Raw genomic sequence first — 17,169 nt, forward strand, 5'->3', positions numbered from 1 at the left:
GACACGATCAGCTCCCGGTGACCTTCTGGTATGCGGCGACATCCGAATCGAGTTCGGCGAGAACGTTGTTCCAGTTCGGCGACCACACCTCGACGCCCTGCAGTGCGCGTGCCGGTGCGCTCTCGCCCGCAGCGGCGCGCACGTCGTCACGGACCGACACGCCCAGTGCCTCGTCCGCGATCGTCTTCTGGGATTCCTCGGACAGCAGGAATTCCATCAGTTTCGTGCCCTGCTCGCTGCGCGGGGCGCCCTTCGCGAGACCCATCACGTAGGGCAGGGCAACGGTGGTGCGGGTGCCGTCGGCGGTCGCGGGGAAGAACAGGTCGAACTTCGAGCCGTCCTCGGCGATCGACGTGAGATTCATCTGGACGTCGCCGTTGGCCACGAGCAGTTCGCCGTTGCTGACCTTGGGCTGCAGCTTGCCGGTCGACGACGACGGTCCGACGTTGTTGGCCTGCAACTTCGCGAGGTAGTCGAGTGCGCCGTCCTTGCCCATCAGGTGCTGGAGAAGCAGCAGGACCGCGGTGCCGTCGCCGGCCTGGCCGGGGGTGGAGTACTGGAGTTTGCCCTTGAGCTGGTCGGACAGCAGGGCGTCCCAGGTGGTGGGGGCGGGCGACGCGGCGGGGTTCGCGATGAACGACAGATAGTTTTCGACGACGGGAACGTAGTGGCCCGCCGCGTCCTTCTCGTCCGTGGGGACGGCGGAGGTGTCGACCCCGCTCGGCACGAGCAGTCCCTGGGCGTCTGCCTTCTGGATGAACGGCGGCAGCGTCACGACGATGTCGGCCTGGGGGTTGGACTGTTCCTTCTCGAGGCGTGAGACGACCTCGCCGGATCCTGCCTCCACGAGGTTCACGGCGATCCCGGTCTGGGCGGTGAACGCGTCGAACCGTGACTGGTACCAGCCGGAGAGCCCGTCGGCGCTGTACACGGTGACGGTGTCGGTGCCCGAGTCGGCGGCCGTGCCGGTTCCGCCGCACGCGGTTCCGAGGGTGAGGACGGCCGCGGCGAGGGCTGCCGCGGCGATCCGGGGGCGAAGACGCATGGCGTTCTCCTGACGATGAGGGGGCAGTGCGAAGAATCATGACGTTTGGTCTAGACCAACGGGCCACCGTGAGGAGAACGGCGGGTGAACAATTGGTATAGACCATTTTTCGGGTACGCTCTGCCGCATGAACGACGACAGCATCGCGTCCGGAGAGTCCGTGCTGCACGACACTGCCGCCGCGCTGTGGTCGCTGCGGGACATCTGGGACGGGGAGGCGATCGACGAACTCGACCACGCCCTCCAGTCCGCGGGGCGGGCGATGGACGACGGCGCCGACGACGAACTGGTCCTCGCCGCCGCGCTGCACGACATCGCCCGCAGTCCCGCACTCGGGCTGCCGGCCGACTGCGCGCACGACCGCGAGGCCCGCGACTGGCTCACCCCGCGCTTCGGGGCGCGCGTCGGATGGCTCGCCGGGGCACACGTCGCCGCGAAGCGGTATCTCGCCGCCACCGAATCCGGTTATGCGGCAACCCTCTCCGCGCAGTCGGTGTCGATGTTGGAAGTTCAGGGCGGCGCGGCCGCGGACGCCGGATTCACCGGCCACCCGTACTGGCCCGACGCCGTCCGGCTCCGCCGCTACGACGACGCCGCGAAAATCTCCGGGGCGCAGGCTCCCACCGTCGACGACGTGATCGCCGTCGCGCGCCGAGTTCGGGTCGCGGTGACACCGACGCGATGACGGAGACGCCGAACGTCCCCAAGTACTACCGGGTCCGCACCGAACTCGAGGCGATCCTCGCCGAACTCGAGGTGGGGGATCCGGTTCCGGCGGAGCGGGAACTGGCCGTGCGGTGCACGGTGTCGCGGGAGACGGTGCGGCAGGCGATCCACGAATTGCTGGTCGAGGGACGCGTCGAGCGTCGCGGCCGCGGCACCGTCGTCGCCAGCCCCAAACTGGTCCAGCCGCTCTCGCTGAGGTCCTACACCGAGGGCGCGGTCAGTCAGGGGCGGGTGCCCGGTCGTGAACTGGTGACGTTCGAGGAACTCGGCGCGGACGCGGATCTCGCCGAGGCGCTCGATGTCGCGGTCGGGGCGCCGGTGATCCACCTCGAACGCGTCCTGCTCGCCGACGACGAGAAGATCGGCCTCGAGAGCACCCATCTGTCCGCCGACCGGTTCGGCGAGATGGCGCGGCATTTCGACCCGGGCACGTCGCTGTACGCGGCGATCCGCGAGAAGGGGGTGGTGTTCGCGTCGGCGACCGAGCGGATCGAGACCGTGCTCGCCTCGCCACGGGAGGCCGCCCTGCTCGACTCGACCACCGCGATGCCGATGCTGCTGCTGCACCGCGTCTCGCTCGACACCGGCGGCCTCCCGATCGAGCGGGTGCGTTCCCTCTACCGCGGCGACCGGATCGCCTTCCTTGCCACGCTCCGGGAGTGACACCACCCGCACGACGGGTCCTGACACGGCCGGACCGTGCGCGGGTCTAACCTGGTACCCATGTCTGTCCGCACAGCACTGAGCCCCGGAACCGTGTCTCCCGTCCTCGCCGTACCGGCAGGGATCGAGCGTCCCGAGTACGCGTGGAAGCCCACGGCGAAGGAAGGCAACGAGCCGTGGGTCCAGACCCCCGAGACCATCGAGGCCATGCGGGTGGCGAGCAAGATCGCCGCGCAGGCGTTGCAGGAGGCCGGTAAGGCGGTGGCGCCCGGCGTCACCACCGACGAACTCGACCGCATCGCCCACGAGTACATGATCGATCACGGCGCCTATCCGTCGACGCTCGGCTACAAGGGCTTCCCCAAGTCGTGCTGCACCTCGCTCAACGAGGTGATCTGCCACGGCATCCCCGACTCGACCGTGATCCAGGACGGGGACATCGTCAACATCGACGTCACCGCGTACATCGACGGCGTGCACGGCGACACCAACGCGACGTTCCTCGCCGGGGACGTCGCCGAGGAGAACCGGTTGCTGGTGGAGCGGACCCACGAGGCGACGATGCGCGCCATCAAGGCCGTCAAACCGGGTCGCGCGCTCAACGTCATCGGCCGCGTGATCGAGTCGTATGCGCACCGTTTCGGCTACGGCGTGGTCCGCGACTTCACCGGTCACGGTATCGGCACCACATTCCACAACGGTCTCGTCATCCTGCACTACGACGAGCCGTCCGTGGACACGGTCATCGAACCGGGCATGGTGTTCACGATCGAACCGATGATCAACCTCGGCGACATCGGCTGGGAGATCTGGGACGACGAGTGGACCGTGGTCACGAAGGACCGCAAGTGGACGGCTCAGTTCGAGCACACCATCGTGGTCACCGACACCGGCAACGAGATTCTCACCCTGCCTTGAGCGAGAGCCGGTGGAAGGGCGCGCTGCTCGTCGCCGGCACCACGTCCGACGCCGGCAAGAGTGTGCTCGTGGCGGGACTGTGCCGGATGCTGGCGCGGCGGGGTGTCCGGGTGGCGCCGTTCAAGGCGCAGAACATGTCGAACAACTCCGTCGTCACGCTCGACGGCGGCGAGATCGGCCGGGCGCAGGCTCTGCAGGCGGAGGCCTGCGGACTCGCGCCGAGCGTCCGCTTCAACCCCGTGCTGCTGAAGCCGGGCAGCGACCGCACGTCGCAACTGGTGGTGCGCGGCCGCGCGGTCACGTCCGTCGGAGCCCGCGACTACATCGAGCACCGGGAGCACCTGCGGGCGGTGGTCGCCGAGGAACTGCAGTCGCTGCGCGCCGACTACGACGTGGTGATCTGTGAGGGGGCCGGCTCACCCGCGGAGATCAATCTGCGTGCCACGGACCTGGCGAACATGGGACTGGCCCGCGCCGCCGACCTCCCGGTGGTCGTCGTCGGCGACATCGACCGCGGCGGGGTGCTCGCCCACCTGTTCGGCACCGTTGCCGTTCTCGAACCGGAGGATCAGGCGCTGATCGCGGGATTCGTGATCAACAAGTTCCGCGGCGACGTGTCATTGCTGGCCCCGGGACTCGACCAACTGACGGCCCTGACGGGACGCCCGACGCTCGGGGTGGTTCCCTTCGCCGAGGACCTGTGGCTCGACGCCGAGGATTCGCTCGGCGTGGTGGGCGACGCTCCGGTCGGACGTCCGGCGCCGCCGATCGGGGACGACTGGTTGCGGGTGGCCGCGATCCGCCTGCCCCGCATCTCCAATTCGACGGACGTCGAGGCGCTCGCGTGCGAACCCGGGGTGTCGGTGCGGTGGGTCACCGATCCCTCGCGGCTGGAGGACACCGATCTGATCGTCCTGCCCGGCAGCAAGTCGACCGTGTCGGATCTGGAATGGTTGCGCCGCAACGGCATCGCGGACGCGATCGCAGCACACGCGAAGCGCGGCCGCCCGGTGCTCGGTGTGTGCGGGGGCTACCAGATGCTCGGGTCCGTCATCGTCGACGACGTCGAATCCGGCCGTGGTGCGGTGGCCGGGCTCGGGCTGCTCGATCTCGAGGTGGAGTTCGCCCCGGACAAGGTGCTCGCCCAGGTCCGCGGCGACGCCCACGGAGTCCCGGTGTCCGGGTACGAGATCCATCACGGCCGCGTCCGGCGCAACGGCGATGCGCCGCTGCTCCACGCGCGCAGCGGCGCCGCGGAGGGAAGCATCCGCGGCGCCGTCTACGGAACGCATTGGCACGGCCTCCTAGAGACCGACCGCTTCCGCCGGATCCTGCTGGACGACGTAGCCGAACACGCGGGGCGGACCGGATTCGTGACCGCCCCGGACACGGATGTCGCCGCGATCCGGACCGCCCAACTCGATCTGCTGGCGGACCTGGTGGAGCAGAATCTCGATCTCCGCGCCGTCGAGGACATCCTCGGCCGGGGCGCTCCGAAGGGTCTTCCGGCCATTGTGTCGGGCCTGGTGCGCTAGGCCGTCGCGCGGCGGACGACAGCCCATGCCGCGGCGATCCCCGCCGCGGCGACCAGTGCGGGCAGCCACACCATCGGGACGGAACGGGGCACGTCGGTGAACCAGTGGCCGATGTCCGGCCACCACTTCTGCCAGGTGATCACGAACGCGCAGGCGCCCGCGGCGAGCAGAGTCCCGACACCGAGCGTGAAGAGGCCCACCACCCGCCACCGGTGATGCAGGGCGCCGAGGAACATTCCCGTCGCCGCGGTCAGTGACAGGAAGGCGAAATAGGTTGCCAGCTGGATCGCCGGGGCGGACGTGAAATAGTTCGGTATCGCGAACATCCGCATCCCGACACCCCAGCCGCCGGTGGCCTCCTCGATCAGCGACAGTCCGTAGAGCATCACCCCGAACACGGCGACCTGGACGGCGGCGACGATCAGCGTGGCCGCGAAGTAGTCGCGCCGGGTGACACTCATCCCCAGTGCGAACGGGAACGTCTGAGTCATGGCCTGCAGATAGAACACCAGGGCGAATCCGAACAGGGAGAAGACGCCGCCGGTGAAGTTGATGTCGCTGCCGGTGTCGCCGACCAGCGCGAAGATGGCGGCTCCGATCGTGAACGAGGCGAGCAGCACACCCAGCGGCCAGGCGACGAGCAGGGGCCAGGCGACGGTGTGAATGCGAGAGACGGTCAGGATCCGGTTCGTCATCGTGCATCCTCCGTGCTTGCCGTGGGGCGGGTGGCCGTGGTGCTGCGGACCACGAGTTGCTGAAGGCTGAGTGGTTCGAAGTGCAGGCCGTCGCCCACGGCCCGGCTGCGTTCGACATCCGACAGGGCGGTCTGCACGGTCGCCCGTGCCTGGTTGCCCAGCGATTCACGATGCAGGACAGTCTTGTTCGACGTGAAATCCTCGACCAGCGACGTCAGGCCGGAGACGACGAGGGCGCCCTGGCGGAGCGTGTCGGCGTCCTCGTCGAGGACGATCCGCCCCTTGTCGATGAGGATCACGTGTTCGATCAGGTCACCGACCTCGTCGATGAGGTGCGTGGAGAGGACGACCGTGCGGGGGTGTTCGGCGTAGTCGGCGAGAAGCCGGTCGTAGAACAGGTGCCGTGCCACCGCGTCGAGTCCGAGATACGGCTCGTCGAACAACGTGAGCGGCGCGCGGGAGGCCAGCCCGACCGTCACGCCGAGCGCGGACGTCATGCCCCGCGAGAGTTTCTTCACCTTGCGGCAGGGCGGAAGATCGAAATCCTCCAGCAGTGTCTGCGCGAATTCCTCGTCCCAGTGGGGGAGCAGGTGCCGTGCGGCCGCGAGGACGTGCCGAACCTTGAAGTCGTCCGGGTATTTCTGGCTCTCCTTGACGAAGCAGATGTCGGTGAGCGCCCGGGAGTTCTCGTGCGGAGCCCGGCCGAAGATCTCGACTGCCCCCGAAGTCTGGAACTCCTGCCCGGTGAGGATCTGCATGAGGGTGGTCTTGCCGGCGCCGTTACGGCCGAGGAGGCCGTAGATCTTGTTCTCCTGCAGGGAGACGTCGATCCCGTCGAGTGCGACGAAGTCGCCGAATCGCTTGCCGAGGCCCCGCGCCGAGGCGACCGTCTCCGTGTCGAACACTGTGCCGATCATCGTGCTCCCTCCCGTTGGTCGAGCATGGTCTTGAGTTCGGCGATGCTGACGCCGAGTTTGTCCGCCTCGGTGACGAGCGGATCGATGAACTGACGGGCGAACCGCTCGCGGCGCCGGAAGCGCAGCGCATTCCGGGCACCCGAGGTGACGAACATCCCGATACCCCGCTTCTTGTAGAGGATCCCGTCGGCGACGAGCTGATTCAGCCCCTTGGCCGCGGTCGCCGGGTTGATCCGGTGAAAGGCGGCGAGCTCGTTGGTGGACGGCACCTGGCCTTCCTCGGGAAGGGTTCCGTCGATGATCGAATTCTCGATGAGCTCCGCGATCTGCTGGAACAGCGGTTTGCCGTTGTCGATCATCGACACCCGCCTCGTCGGTTGATCGGTTCATTACTCATGTAATGAACCATAGGACCAGGGAGGTGCGAGCGCAAGACGTCCCCGATCGCGTAGTTTTTAGCCCATGGAACTGACGCACGTGGCGGTGGGAGATGGAGACTGCACGGTCCGCATCGACGGGCCGGCGAGCAAACACACCGTCCTCCTGCTCCCGGGGGCCGGCGACGGACCGGATGTCTACGACGGCGTGTGCGAGCGCCTCCACAATTCGGATCTGCGCACGATCGTGCCCGAGGACATCGCCGGGCTCGACGAATCGACGATCATGGCTCTGCTCGACGAACTGAAGGTGGGGTGGGTGAACCTCGTAGGCAGCCGGGAGGGGGCGGAGCTGGCCTGGTCGCTGGCGGCCCGACAGTTCGGACGATTCGCCAGCCTGGTAGTGGCCGACCGCGGCCATCCGGCGGCACCCGACGCGCAGGGGGCCGTGCGCGGATCCGATTGTCCGCCGGTCGAACTCCCCACGACCGTCATGGTCTCGAGCGCCGACCGGCGGGCCGAGGCGGACGCGAGCGGACGCTTCGTCTACTCCGACTTCCGGGTCGTGCAACTCGACGGCGTCACGAACGTCCCGGCCACGGCGGCCGCCGAACTGGCCACCGAGATCGTGCTCCGCACCAGCCCCTGGTAACCGCTTCCCGTCGGGGATGACGCCCCACGCCGGGCACGACGGTGCTCAGCGTGGGGCGTACATGATGACGGCCATACCCAGCAGGCAGATCAGGGCGCCCGACACGTCCCAGCGGTCCGGGCGGAACCCGTCGGCCACCATGCCCCAGATCAGCGAGCCCGCCACGAACACCCCGCCGTAAGCGGCGAGGATGCGGCCGAAGTTGGCATCGGGCTGCATCGTCGCGACGAACCCGTACGCACCGAGCGCCGCGACACCGGCGCCGATCCAGATCCAGCCCCGGTGCTCGCGGACGCCCTGCCACACCAGCCACGCGCCGCCGATCTCGAACAGCGCCGCGACGGCGAACAGCGCGACGGACTTGGCGAGCGTCACTCGGACGGAAGATCGAGACCGAGGAGGGCGTTCTCGACCACCTCGGGCAGCGCCGGGTGGATCCAGTACTGCCCCCGCGCCATCCGCTGCGCCGTCACCCCGAAGCTCATCGCCTGGATCAGCGGCTGGATCACCGTGGGCGCCTGGGCGCCGATCACGTGTGCACCCAGCAGTCGCCCGGTGCCCCGCTCGGCGACGACTTTGCAGAGACCCTCGTTGTCCTCCATGGCCCACCCGTAGGCGACGTCGCCGTAGGCCTGCACCTTCACGGTGAGGTCCCAGCCGGCCTCCCGGGCCTCCGCCTCGGTCAGCCCGACGTGCGCGATCTGCGGGTCGGTGAACACGGCCGCCGGCACGAACCGGTGGTCGGTCGAGCGCAGCCCCGAGGTGTCCTTCCAGGCGTCCTGCAGCAGATTGTGCTGGACGACGCGCGCCTCGTGATTGGCGACGTGCTTGAGCTGATACGGCGACGACACGTCGCCGAGTGCGAAAACGCCTTCGGCAGTTGTTCGTTGGAACTCGTCCACCACGACGCGTCCCTCGTCGTCGAGTTCGACACCGGCCGCGGCGACCGACAGGGTGTCCCCGTTCGGCTGCCGCCCCGTCGCCACCAGGAGCACGTCACCGGAGACGACGGAACCGTCCGCGAGTTCGACCGCAACGCCGTCGCCGTCCGGGCGGACGGCCGCGACGGAGTGGCCGCGATGCACGTCCCATTTCTGCTCGGCCAGATCCGTGAATCGGTGGGAGATGTCCTCGTCGAGGTGCCGGAGCAGGTGGGAACCCCGCGCGATCAGCGACACCCGGGTGCCCAGCGCGGAGAACACGTGCGCGAACTCGGCGGCGATGAATCCCGCGCCGATGATCACCATGCGCTCGGGCAACTCCGGCAGCCGCATGATGTCTTCGTTGGTGTAGAACCGCACACCCGATTCGCGCACGACGTCGGGAATGATCGGTCGGGACCCGGCGGCGATCACCACCTGATCGGCCGTGATCATCTCCCCGGTCCCGGTGTCGAGGGTCCGCGGTCCCACGAACGTCGCGTGTCCCCGGAACAGTGTGGTGTTCGGGCTGTCCTCCGCGCGGTAGCGTTCCCCACCCGCCGAGATCGGATCGATGCGGCCGAACACCCGCTTCACGATGTCGGGCCAGCGCACACCCTCGAGTTGCGCGTCGATGCCGTACTTCGCGGAACCCGTGACCGTGCGCGCCACCTCGGCGGCGTAGACGAACATCTTCGTCGGGATGCAGCCCACGTTCAGGCACGTTCCGCCGTACGTGCCCTCCTCCAGGATCGCGATCGTCTTGTCCGCGAAACGGTCGTCGGGCAGCGAGTTGCCGGACCCCGAACCGACGATGGCGAGATCGAAATGCGTCACCGCTCGGCCTCGGCAGCGTGGTGGCCGTGCAGCCAGTCGAGCCACAGGTCCACCTCGGCGAATGCCTGGGCCCGGGGCTCGTCGGACGACAGGAACACGTCGTGCCGGGCGCCCGGGATGGGCACGATCGTGGTGCGGTCGCCGAGGCATCCCGCCCAGCGTGCGATCTGCCGGACGTCGAGGACGGCGTCGGCCGTGTCGACCCGGGGGTCGTATCGCGGCGCGAAATACGACGCCTTGGACCGGAGGATCAGGGCGGGGACGCCGATGTCGAGTCCCCGGTGCAGCTGCGCGTGCCCGCGGCGCACCGCGCGCAGCCACCCGAACGTGACGGGGAAGCCGCTGAGCGGTTTCCAGTCCAGGTTGTAGTTCCAGATGCCGTTGCCCTCGACGTGCAGGCTGACGCCGTACGTGTCGAGGCCCGTCTTCGGGATGATCGACTTGCGCTTGACGCGACCCACCGCGTCGACGGCCACGGTCCCGACGTTCCGCAGGTACGACGGACCCTGCAGATCGAACCACGGGCTGTTGAGGATGACCCCGCTGATGCCGAGTGCGGCGCCGCCGCCGGACGTGCGTTGCAGCCGATGCAGCCACAGCGGCAGCACCAGACCGCCGGTCGAGTGCGCCACCAGCAGCACCTCGCCGTCCCCGGTCTGTTCGCGGACCAGGCGCAACGCCTCGTTCAGTTCGGAGTCGTACAACGAGAGGTCGGAGACGAAGTGCGCCGTCTGACCCGGTTCGAGTGAGCGGCCGCACTTGCGGAGGTCGAGCGCGAAGAACGCGTAACCCTGTTCGGCGAAGTGCTCGGCGAGGTGCTTCTGGAAGAAGTAGTCGGTGAACCCGTGGACGTAGAGCACGGCGCGGCCCGTCCTCTTCGTCTCCTGCGCGGGCTGGTAGCGGATCAGCGTGGCCTTCACCTCGCCCTCGCCGTCGGGGTCGGTCCCGAGAGGGATGGTCAACTGTTGATATCCGTCGCCGAGGACGTCCGGAGCCCATGTAGTCACAGATCACAATCTAATGTGCGTTTCGGGGGCGCGGGGAGGCGCACAATTGGGGCAGGTGATTCTCGCTCATACGCGCGGGTAACCTATCCGGCGAACACGGCAGGCGTATGCGCGTACGGCTATGGACAAGGAAGTCGATACTCCAGTGTCAGATCAGAATGCGGTAGAGACGAAAACGGATGTAGTGCTGGTGGGCGCGGGCATCATGAGCGCGACGCTGGGAGCGATCCTGCGTCAGGTGCAGCCCGATTGGTCGATCACCACATTCGAGCGGCTCGACGCAGTAGCCGCCGAGAGCAGCGACCCGTGGAACAACGCCGGTACCGGCCACTCCGCGCTGTGTGAGCTCAATTACACCCCGCAGAACCCCGACGGCAGCGTGGACATCGCGAAGGCCGTCAACGTGAACGAGCAGTTCCAGGTGTCGCGGCAGTTCTGGGCGCACGGCGTCGAGAGCGGTGTGCTGACCAAGCCCAAGGAGTTCATCAACCCGATCCCGCACGTCAGCTTCGTGCACGGCGAGGCCAACGCGAAGTACCTGCGGGCCCGCTACGACGCCCTCGCCGGCCACCCCTTGTTCGCCGGCATGGAGTACATCGACGACCCCGCCGAGTTCACCCGACGCCTGCCGCTGATGGCGAAGGGCCGCGACTTCAGCGACCCGATCGCGCTCAACTGGACCCAGGACGGCACCGACGTCGACTTCGGCGCCCTCACCAAGCAGCTCCTCGGATATGTCGGCGCGTCCGGCGGCATCGTCCACTTCGGTCACGAGGTCACCGACCTCACCAAGCAGTCCGACGGCAGCTGGGTGGTGAAGGTCACCAACCGTCGCAACGGTGCGAAGAAGGTCGTGCGCGCCAAGTTCGTGTTCGTCGGCGCCGGCGGCGGTGCGCTGCACCTGCTGCAGAAGTCCGGCATCGCCGAGGCGAAGGGCTTCGGCGGTTTCCCCGTCAGCGGCGCGTTCCTGCGCTGCACGAACCCGCAGCTCATCGACGAGCACCGCGCCAAGGTGTACGGCAAGGCCGCGGTCGGCGCACCGCCCATGTCGGTTCCCCACCTCGACACCCGGGTGATCGGCAGCAAGCCCGGACTGCTGTTCGGTCCGTACGCCGGCTGGTCGCCCAAGTTCCTCAAGCAGGGTCGCGTCACCGACCTGCCCAGTTCGGTGAAGCCGAACAACCTGCTGTCGATGCTGGGGGTCGGCGTCAGCGAACTCGGCCTCGTCAAGTACCTGATCAGTGAGCTGGCGATGTCCGAGGCCGGGCGGATCGACACCCTCCGCGAATTCGTTCCGAAGGCGCTCGGCAAGGACTGGGAGCTCATCACCGCGGGCCAGCGCGTTCAGGTCATCCGCCGCGCCAAGGGCAAGGGCGGCGTTCTCGAATTCGGCACCGCCGTGGTCAACGCCGGCGACGGCAGCATCGCGGGCCTGCTCGGCGCCTCACCGGGCGCGTCGACCGCGGTGCCCGCCATGCTCGACGTGCTGCAGCGGTGCTTCCCGACCCAGTACGAGTCGTGGAAGCCGAAGCTGCAGGAAATGGTGCCGTCGCTGGGCGTGAAGCTGTCCGACGACACCGAACTGTTCTCTCAGGTGTGGGACTGGACGTCGAAGGTCCTGCAACTCGACACCAGCAAGGTGGAGGACGCGTCGGTCGCGGTCTGATGCACCGCCCGGCCCGGGTCGGCGGCCGCGCACACTCGCAGGCGCTGTGCGATAGTTGCCTGTCATGACGGCAACCGCAGCACTCAAGCGTTCGTGGGCTCTCGATCTCGACAACAAGACGCTCTACGATTTGCTCCGGCTTCGCGTAGAGGTCTTCGTCGTCGAGCAGGCGTGCCCGTACCCGGAACTCGACGGTCGTGATCTGCTCGTCGAGACGCGGCACTTCTGGTTGGAGCAGGACGGTCAGGTGGTGTGCACGCTCCGCCTGCTCGAGGAGCACGCCGACGGCACCAAGTCGTTCCGCATCGGGCGGCTCTGCACGTCGCGGCCCGCTCGGGGGCAGGGTCACACCACGCGTCTTCTGCGCGCCGCGCTCGCCGAGGTCGGGGATGCGCCGTGCCGGATCAACGCACAGACGTACCTGGTGGACATGTACGCCAAGCACGGTTTCAAGCTGGACGGTGAAGAGTTCGTCGAGGACGGTATCCCGCACGTCCCCATGCGGCGCGGCGGCGGTGCCGTCCATGGTGTCGGCGGCGCTGCCGCCCATGGTGTCGGCGGCGGTGCCGTCCATGAGGTTGCGGGGGCGGCCCCGTCGGTCGGGGCGCAGTGAGCGCCGACTAGGGTCGTCAGGTGAATGTCCGCGGGGAAGTCCTGTTCGAATCAGGCGCGGTCCCGCCACTGTGACGGATCCCCGATCCGGCTGCCATCGTCCTGGTTGCCGACCCGGTCTCCCAGCCAGATTGCCGCGGCGTTCGTACCGGCCAAAGCTCTCGGCGAGGAAACCGGGACGTGAAGGGATGCAGCGTGCGCACGGATCGTGAAGTGGACCAGGCTCGACCCGACTTTTCGTGGGGATTTCCGTTCAGCGCGGTGGTCGGTCAGGACCGATTGCGGCTGGCGCTCATCCTCTGCGCGGTCCACCCCGGTATCGGTGGCGTCCTGGTGCGCGGCGAGAAGGGGACGGCCAAGTCGACGGTGGTCCGCGCCCTCACCGCGTTGCTGCCCGCGGTGCACGACGAGAACGGGACGCGGCCGGCGCGCCTCGTCGAGTTGCCGGTCGGTGCCACGGAAGACAGGGTCGTCGGTTCCCTCGACCTGGAGAAGGTCCTGCGCGACGGCGAACGCGCGTTCCAGCCGGGACTGCTGTCGGCCGCCCATCAGGGTGTCCTCTACGTCGACGAGGTCAATCTTCTGCACGACCATCTCGTCGACGTGCTCCTCGACGCGGCGGCGATGGGCCGGGTCCACATCGAGCGCGACGGCATCTCGCACTCGCATGCCGCCCGGTTCGTGCTGGTCGGCACCATGAATCCCGAAGAGGGTGAACTCCGGCCGCAGCTACTGGACCGGTTCGGGCTGGCCGTCGACGTCTCGGCGTCGCGGGACGTGGACGTGCGGATGGAGGTGGTCCGGCGCCGCCTCGAGTTCGAGCGGGACCCCGCCCGGTTCGCCGGGCGTTACGCCGAGCAGGACGCTGCGCTCGCCGCCGCGATCCTCGCGGCCCGCGACCGGCTCGACTCCGTCGTCCTCGACGATGTCGAATTACGCCGAATCGCCTCTCTCTGTGCGTCATTCGATGTAGACGGCATGCGCGCCGATCTCGTCCTCGCCCGTACCGCCACCGCGCACGCCGCGTGGCGGGGCGCCGCGGCGGTCACCGCGGAGGACGTGCGGATTGCCGCGGAACTGACCCTGCCGCACCGTCGTCGCCGGGATCCGTTCGACGAACCCGGTCTCGACGAGCAGCAACTCGACGAGGCTCTCCGCCAGGCCGACGAGGACGCCAGGGCCGGCGCCGGGGAACCGGAGGAGCCGGAACCCGGATCTCCGCCCGACAGTCCCCCGGGCGCGAAGGACACGGACGATCCCGACCCCGATGGACCCGACGATCCCGACGGACCCGGCGGCGGCGCCCCACCGCCGCCGGAGCGTCCGGCCGGGCCGACCGGCACGCAGTTCACCACCAAACTCCTCGAGGTGCCCGGCGTCGGAGAGGGCGCACCGGGCCGGCGTTCGCGTTCGCGCTCGTCCCGCGGTCGCGCGGTACGCTCCACCGCCGAGCGGGGGCACGGCCTCCACCTGGTGGGCACGCTGTTCGCGGCCGCGGGCCGTCAGGTGGACCGCGGCCGGACCGCCGGCCGCATGATCCTGGATTCCGCCGACCTGCGCGGGGCGATCCGGGAGGGCCGCGAGGGCAACCTCGTGGTGTTCGTCGTGGACGCGTCCGGATCGATGGCGGCCCGCGACCGTCTGTCGGCCGTCACCGGTGCCGTCGTCTCCCTGCTGCGCGACGCGTACCAGCGCCGCGACAAGGTGGCCGTGATCACGGTGCGCGGTCGGACCGCGGAACTGGTCCTGCCCCCGACCTCCTCGGTCGACATCGCGGTCCGGCGCCTGCGCGGAATGAAGACCGGGGGCAAATCGCCACTGGCGGAAGGCTTCCTGCGCGCCCGAGAGGTCGTGTTGCGCGAACGCCTCCGCGACCCGCAGCGGCGCGCCCTCGTCGTCGCGCTGACGGACGGACGGGCGACCGGCGGCAAGGACGCGCTCCACCGGGCCAAGGTCGCGGCGGGACTGCTCGCCGACAGCTCGGTCGCGTCGGTGGTCGTCGACTGCGAGACCGGCATGGTCCGGCTCGGACTGGCCGCGGAACTGTCCCGGCAGCTGCGGGGCGGGTACGTCCGCCTCGGCGAACTGTCCGCGCAGCAGGTCGCGGGCGTCGTCCGCGCTGCGGCGTAATTGTCCCGCGGAATTCGGTAGGAGAGAGACGAGACATGCCCAAGGGTGTTCCCGAGAACGTTCCGAACGACGGCCTCACCACACGTCAACGACGCAACGCTCCCGTGCTCGCGGTCCACACCGGACCCGGCAAGGGGAAGTCGACGGCCGCGTTCGGCATGGCGCTGCGGGCCTGGAATCAGGGATTCGACGTCGGGGTGTTCCAGTTCGTCAAGAGCGCCAAGTGGAAGGTGGGGGAGGAAGCGGCGTTCCGCGCCCTCGGCCGGTTGCACGACGACAGCGGTGTCGGTGGGGCGGTGCAGTGGCACAAGATGGGTGAGGGCTGGTCGTGGACGCGCAAGCACGGCAGCGAGGAAGACCACGCCGCCGCGGCCGCAGAGGGATGGCGTGAGATCGCCCGCCGGCTGGGCGCCGAGGAGCACCGGTTCTACGTTCTCGACGAATTCACGTACCCGCTGAAATGGGGATGGGTGGATGTCGACGAGGTGGTCGAGGTCCTGCGGAACCGGCCGGGCAACCAACACGTCGTGATCACCGGCCGTGACGCCCCGCAGGCGCTGATCGACGCGGCCGATCTGGTGACGGAGATGACCAAGATCAAGCATCCGATGGACGCCGGCCGGAAGGGCCAGCGAGGCATCGAGTGGTGACGACGCTCCCCGCCGTGCCCGCGGTGGTCATCGCCGCCCCGGCATCGGGCAGCGGAAAGACCACCGTCGCAACCGGTTTGGTCGGGGCGCTGCGCGAGTCGGGCTGCGCGGTGGCACCGTTCAAGGTGGGGCCCGACTACATCGATCCCGGATACCACGGGCTCGCCGCCGGACGTCCGGGACGCAATCTCGACCCGGTCATGGTGGGGGCCCGGCGGATCGGCCCGCTGTACCGGCACGGCAGCGCGGGCTGCGACCTCGCCGTGGTCGAGGGCGTGATGGGTCTGTTCGACGGCAAGATCGACGCCGCCTCGCAGGAGCCGTCCGCCGAGGGGTCGACGGCTCAGGTGGCCGCACTGCTCGGCGCCCCCGTCGTGCTCGTAGTCGATGCCCGCGGGCACAGCCAGAGCCTCGCGGCGGTGCTGCACGGCTTCTCGACGTATGACTCCGGGGTCCGCATCGGCGGGGTGATCCTCAACCGGGTGGGCAGCCCCCGCCACGAGGAGGTGCTCCGTCAGGCGTGCGAGCGCGTCGGCCTTCCCGTGCTCGGCGCCGTGCCGCGGATGGCCGAACTGGAGGTCCCGTCCCGCCACCTCGGGCTGATCCCCGCGGCCGAACACGGCGCCGACGCGGTGAACGCCGTCGACGCGATGACCCGGCTCGCCGCCCGCCACCTCGACCTGCCCGCCATCCGCGCGCTGGCCTCCTCGACCGTCGACGGCCCGGAATGGGATCCGGCCGTCGAGGTCGGCCCACCGCCGGCCGGCGATCGGCCCACCGTGGCGATCGCCGGGGGCCGGGCGTTCACGTTCGGATACGCCGAACACCGCGAACTGCTCGACGCCGCCGGTGCGGACGTGACCACGTTCGACCCCCTGCACGACCCGTTGCCGACCGGCACGAGCGGTGTGGTGCTGCCCGGCGGGTTCCCCGAGGAGCACACGGTCGCCCTCGCCGGGAACACCGCGCTCCTGATGCAGATCCGCGAACTCGCCGCGGCGGGGGCACCGATCCATGCGGAGTGCGCCGGTCTGCTCTATCTCGCCCGCAGCCTGGACGGTCACGCAATGGCCTCGGTGGTCGGGGTCGACGCCTCCTTCGGGTCACGACTCACGCTCGGATACCGCGAGGCGGTGGCGGTCTCGGACTCCGCCCTGTTCTCGGCGGGTGAGCGGGTGGTCGGTCACGAGTTCCATCGCACATCGCTCGACACGGCCGCGGCGGACGGTTTCGCGCCCGCCTGGGGCTGGCGGCCCTGGGACGGCGTCGCTGCCCGCGAGGGTTTCGTCCGTGGTGGCGTGCACGCCTCGTACCTGCACACGCACCCCGCCGGTCATCCGGAGGCGATCGCGCGCTTCGTGGCCGCGGCCCGCACGTTCGCGGCGCATGGTTGAGGTCTGCGTCGGCGTCGGGTTCCGGGCGGCCGCGGGCAGCGAGGACATCGTCGCCGCCGTCCGGCAGGTGCTGACGTCCGCGAACCCGGGCTCGGAGACGGCCTCGGAGACGACACTGCACTGCCTGAGCACCCTCGACCGGAAGGCGGGGGAGCCTGCCCTCGTGGACGCCGCGCAGGCGCTGGGTGTCCCCGTCCGCGGATTCGCCGCCGGGGAACTCGCCGCCGTCGAGGTGGCCAACCCGTCGGAGCGGGTGCGCTCGGCGACCGGATCGCCGAGCGTCGCGGAAGCGGCGGCGGTGCTCGGCGCGGGCGGCGGACCCCTGATCGTGACCAAGTGGTCCGCGAATGGCGTCGTCGTCGCGGCAGCCCGTAAAGTTTCGTAGGTTCGAGACGAGACCTGCACGAATTTTCTGGAGAAACGGG

The 17,169-nt window shown here is 69.2% G+C and carries 18 protein-coding genes; 11 read left to right on the forward strand and 7 right to left on the reverse strand.

Translation table 11 applies throughout. From position 1 onward, the window contains the following. Window positions 1-7: 7 nt before the first annotated feature. Window positions 8-1,045, reverse strand: coding sequence for a 2-aminoethylphosphonate ABC transporter substrate-binding protein (locus ACFTWF_RS00555; protein ID WP_378459365.1), 1,038 nt, complete (start codon window positions 1,043-1,045; stop codon window positions 8-10). 127 nt (window positions 1,046-1,172) lie between these two features. Here ACFTWF_RS00555 and ACFTWF_RS00560 point away from each other — a divergent pair, with 127 nt between their 5' ends. From ACFTWF_RS00560 to ACFTWF_RS00575, 4 genes are read left to right on the forward strand one after another with little or no spacing between them, the layout of a single operon-like run. After that, window positions 1,173-1,730 (forward strand): HD family phosphohydrolase, encoded by a 558-nt coding sequence (locus ACFTWF_RS00560; RefSeq protein ID WP_378459366.1) that lies wholly within the window; start codon window positions 1,173-1,175, stop codon window positions 1,728-1,730. Beyond that, complete coding sequence (locus tag ACFTWF_RS00565; protein ID WP_378459367.1) at window positions 1,727-2,434, forward strand: GntR family transcriptional regulator; 708 nt, start codon at window positions 1,727-1,729, stop codon at window positions 2,432-2,434. Before ACFTWF_RS00560 ends, ACFTWF_RS00565 begins: the two co-directional genes overlap by 4 nt. Window positions 2,435-2,494: 60 nt before the next feature. Beyond that, window positions 2,495-3,352, forward strand: a complete 858-nt coding sequence (gene map, locus ACFTWF_RS00570; protein WP_378459368.1) for a type I methionyl aminopeptidase — start codon at window positions 2,495-2,497, stop codon at window positions 3,350-3,352. Then, entirely contained in the window at window positions 3,349-4,887 is a 1,539-nt protein-coding gene (locus tag ACFTWF_RS00575) for a cobyric acid synthase (protein ID WP_378459369.1), read from the forward strand. The genes map and ACFTWF_RS00575 overlap by 4 nt, the downstream gene beginning before the upstream one ends. On the opposite strand, the gene ACFTWF_RS00580 is transcribed toward ACFTWF_RS00575, so the two are convergent. Genes ACFTWF_RS00580 through ACFTWF_RS00590 form a run of 3 tightly spaced genes read right to left on the reverse strand, consistent with a single transcriptional unit; the run spans window position 4,884 to window position 6,858 of the window. Beyond that, on the reverse strand, window positions 4,884-5,582 hold the full coding sequence (locus ACFTWF_RS00580) for an ABC transporter permease (protein ID WP_378459370.1): 699 nt from the start codon (window positions 5,580-5,582) through the stop codon (window positions 4,884-4,886). The genes ACFTWF_RS00575 and ACFTWF_RS00580 overlap by 4 nt on opposite strands. Further along, a complete protein-coding gene (locus tag ACFTWF_RS00585; protein ID WP_378459371.1) occupies window positions 5,579-6,499 on the reverse strand; it encodes an ABC transporter ATP-binding protein in 921 nt (306 codons plus the stop codon). Before ACFTWF_RS00585 ends, ACFTWF_RS00580 begins: the two co-directional genes overlap by 4 nt. Beyond that, on the reverse strand, window positions 6,496-6,858 hold the full coding sequence (locus ACFTWF_RS00590; RefSeq protein WP_378459372.1) for a GntR family transcriptional regulator: 363 nt from the start codon (window positions 6,856-6,858) through the stop codon (window positions 6,496-6,498). The genes ACFTWF_RS00585 and ACFTWF_RS00590 overlap by 4 nt, the downstream gene beginning before the upstream one ends. Window positions 6,859-6,961: 103 nt before the next feature. Between ACFTWF_RS00590 and ACFTWF_RS00595 the strand changes: the two genes are divergently transcribed. Next, entirely contained in the window at window positions 6,962-7,528 is a 567-nt protein-coding gene (locus ACFTWF_RS00595) for an alpha/beta fold hydrolase (RefSeq protein WP_378459373.1), read from the forward strand. 45 nt (window positions 7,529-7,573) lie between these two features. Here the strand turns inward: ACFTWF_RS00595 and ACFTWF_RS00600 are convergent, their stop codons facing one another. Genes ACFTWF_RS00600 through ACFTWF_RS00610 form a run of 3 tightly spaced genes read right to left on the reverse strand, consistent with a single transcriptional unit; the run spans window position 7,574 to window position 10,292 of the window. Then, complete coding sequence (locus ACFTWF_RS00600) at window positions 7,574-7,903, reverse strand: YnfA family protein (RefSeq protein WP_378459374.1); 330 nt, start codon at window positions 7,901-7,903, stop codon at window positions 7,574-7,576. Then, the gene (mtr, locus tag ACFTWF_RS00605; protein WP_378459375.1) at window positions 7,900-9,285 is read right to left on the reverse strand and encodes a mycothione reductase; all 1,386 of its coding nucleotides are present in this window, start codon (window positions 9,283-9,285) and stop codon (window positions 7,900-7,902) included. Before mtr ends, ACFTWF_RS00600 begins: the two co-directional genes overlap by 4 nt. After that, a complete protein-coding gene (locus ACFTWF_RS00610; protein WP_378459376.1) occupies window positions 9,282-10,292 on the reverse strand; it encodes an alpha/beta hydrolase in 1,011 nt (336 codons plus the stop codon). Before ACFTWF_RS00610 ends, mtr begins: the two co-directional genes overlap by 4 nt. 121 nt (window positions 10,293-10,413) lie before the next feature. On the opposite strand from ACFTWF_RS00610, the gene mqo reads away from it, so the two are divergent. From mqo to ACFTWF_RS00640, 6 genes are all read left to right on the forward strand, one after another. After that, the gene (gene mqo / locus ACFTWF_RS00615; protein WP_378459377.1) at window positions 10,414-11,958 is read left to right on the forward strand and encodes a malate dehydrogenase (quinone); all 1,545 of its coding nucleotides are present in this window, start codon (window positions 10,414-10,416) and stop codon (window positions 11,956-11,958) included. 64 nt (window positions 11,959-12,022) lie between these two features. Then, window positions 12,023-12,571, forward strand: coding sequence for a GNAT family N-acetyltransferase (locus tag ACFTWF_RS00620; protein WP_378459378.1), 549 nt, complete (start codon window positions 12,023-12,025; stop codon window positions 12,569-12,571). A gap of 212 nt (window positions 12,572-12,783) precedes the next feature. After that, window positions 12,784-14,700, forward strand: a complete 1,917-nt coding sequence (locus tag ACFTWF_RS00625; protein ID WP_378459379.1) for a VWA domain-containing protein — start codon at window positions 12,784-12,786, stop codon at window positions 14,698-14,700. A gap of 35 nt (window positions 14,701-14,735) precedes the next feature. Then, window positions 14,736-15,350: a cob(I)yrinic acid a,c-diamide adenosyltransferase gene (cobO, locus tag ACFTWF_RS00630; protein WP_378459380.1), complete on the forward strand. Its 615-nt coding sequence runs from the start codon at window positions 14,736-14,738 to the stop codon at window positions 15,348-15,350. Further along, window positions 15,344-16,744, forward strand: a complete 1,401-nt coding sequence (locus ACFTWF_RS00635; protein WP_378459381.1) for a cobyrinate a,c-diamide synthase — start codon at window positions 15,344-15,346, stop codon at window positions 16,742-16,744. The genes cobO and ACFTWF_RS00635 overlap by 7 nt, the downstream gene beginning before the upstream one ends. After that, entirely contained in the window at window positions 16,737-17,129 is a 393-nt protein-coding gene (locus tag ACFTWF_RS00640) for a cobalamin biosynthesis protein (RefSeq protein WP_378459382.1), read from the forward strand. Before ACFTWF_RS00635 ends, ACFTWF_RS00640 begins: the two co-directional genes overlap by 8 nt. The last annotated feature ends 40 nt before the right edge of the window (window positions 17,130-17,169 follow it).

Source organism: Rhodococcus sp. NPDC056960, from assembly GCF_042674125.1.
Taxonomy (GTDB): Bacteria; Actinomycetota; Actinomycetes; order Mycobacteriales; family Mycobacteriaceae; genus Rhodococcus_F.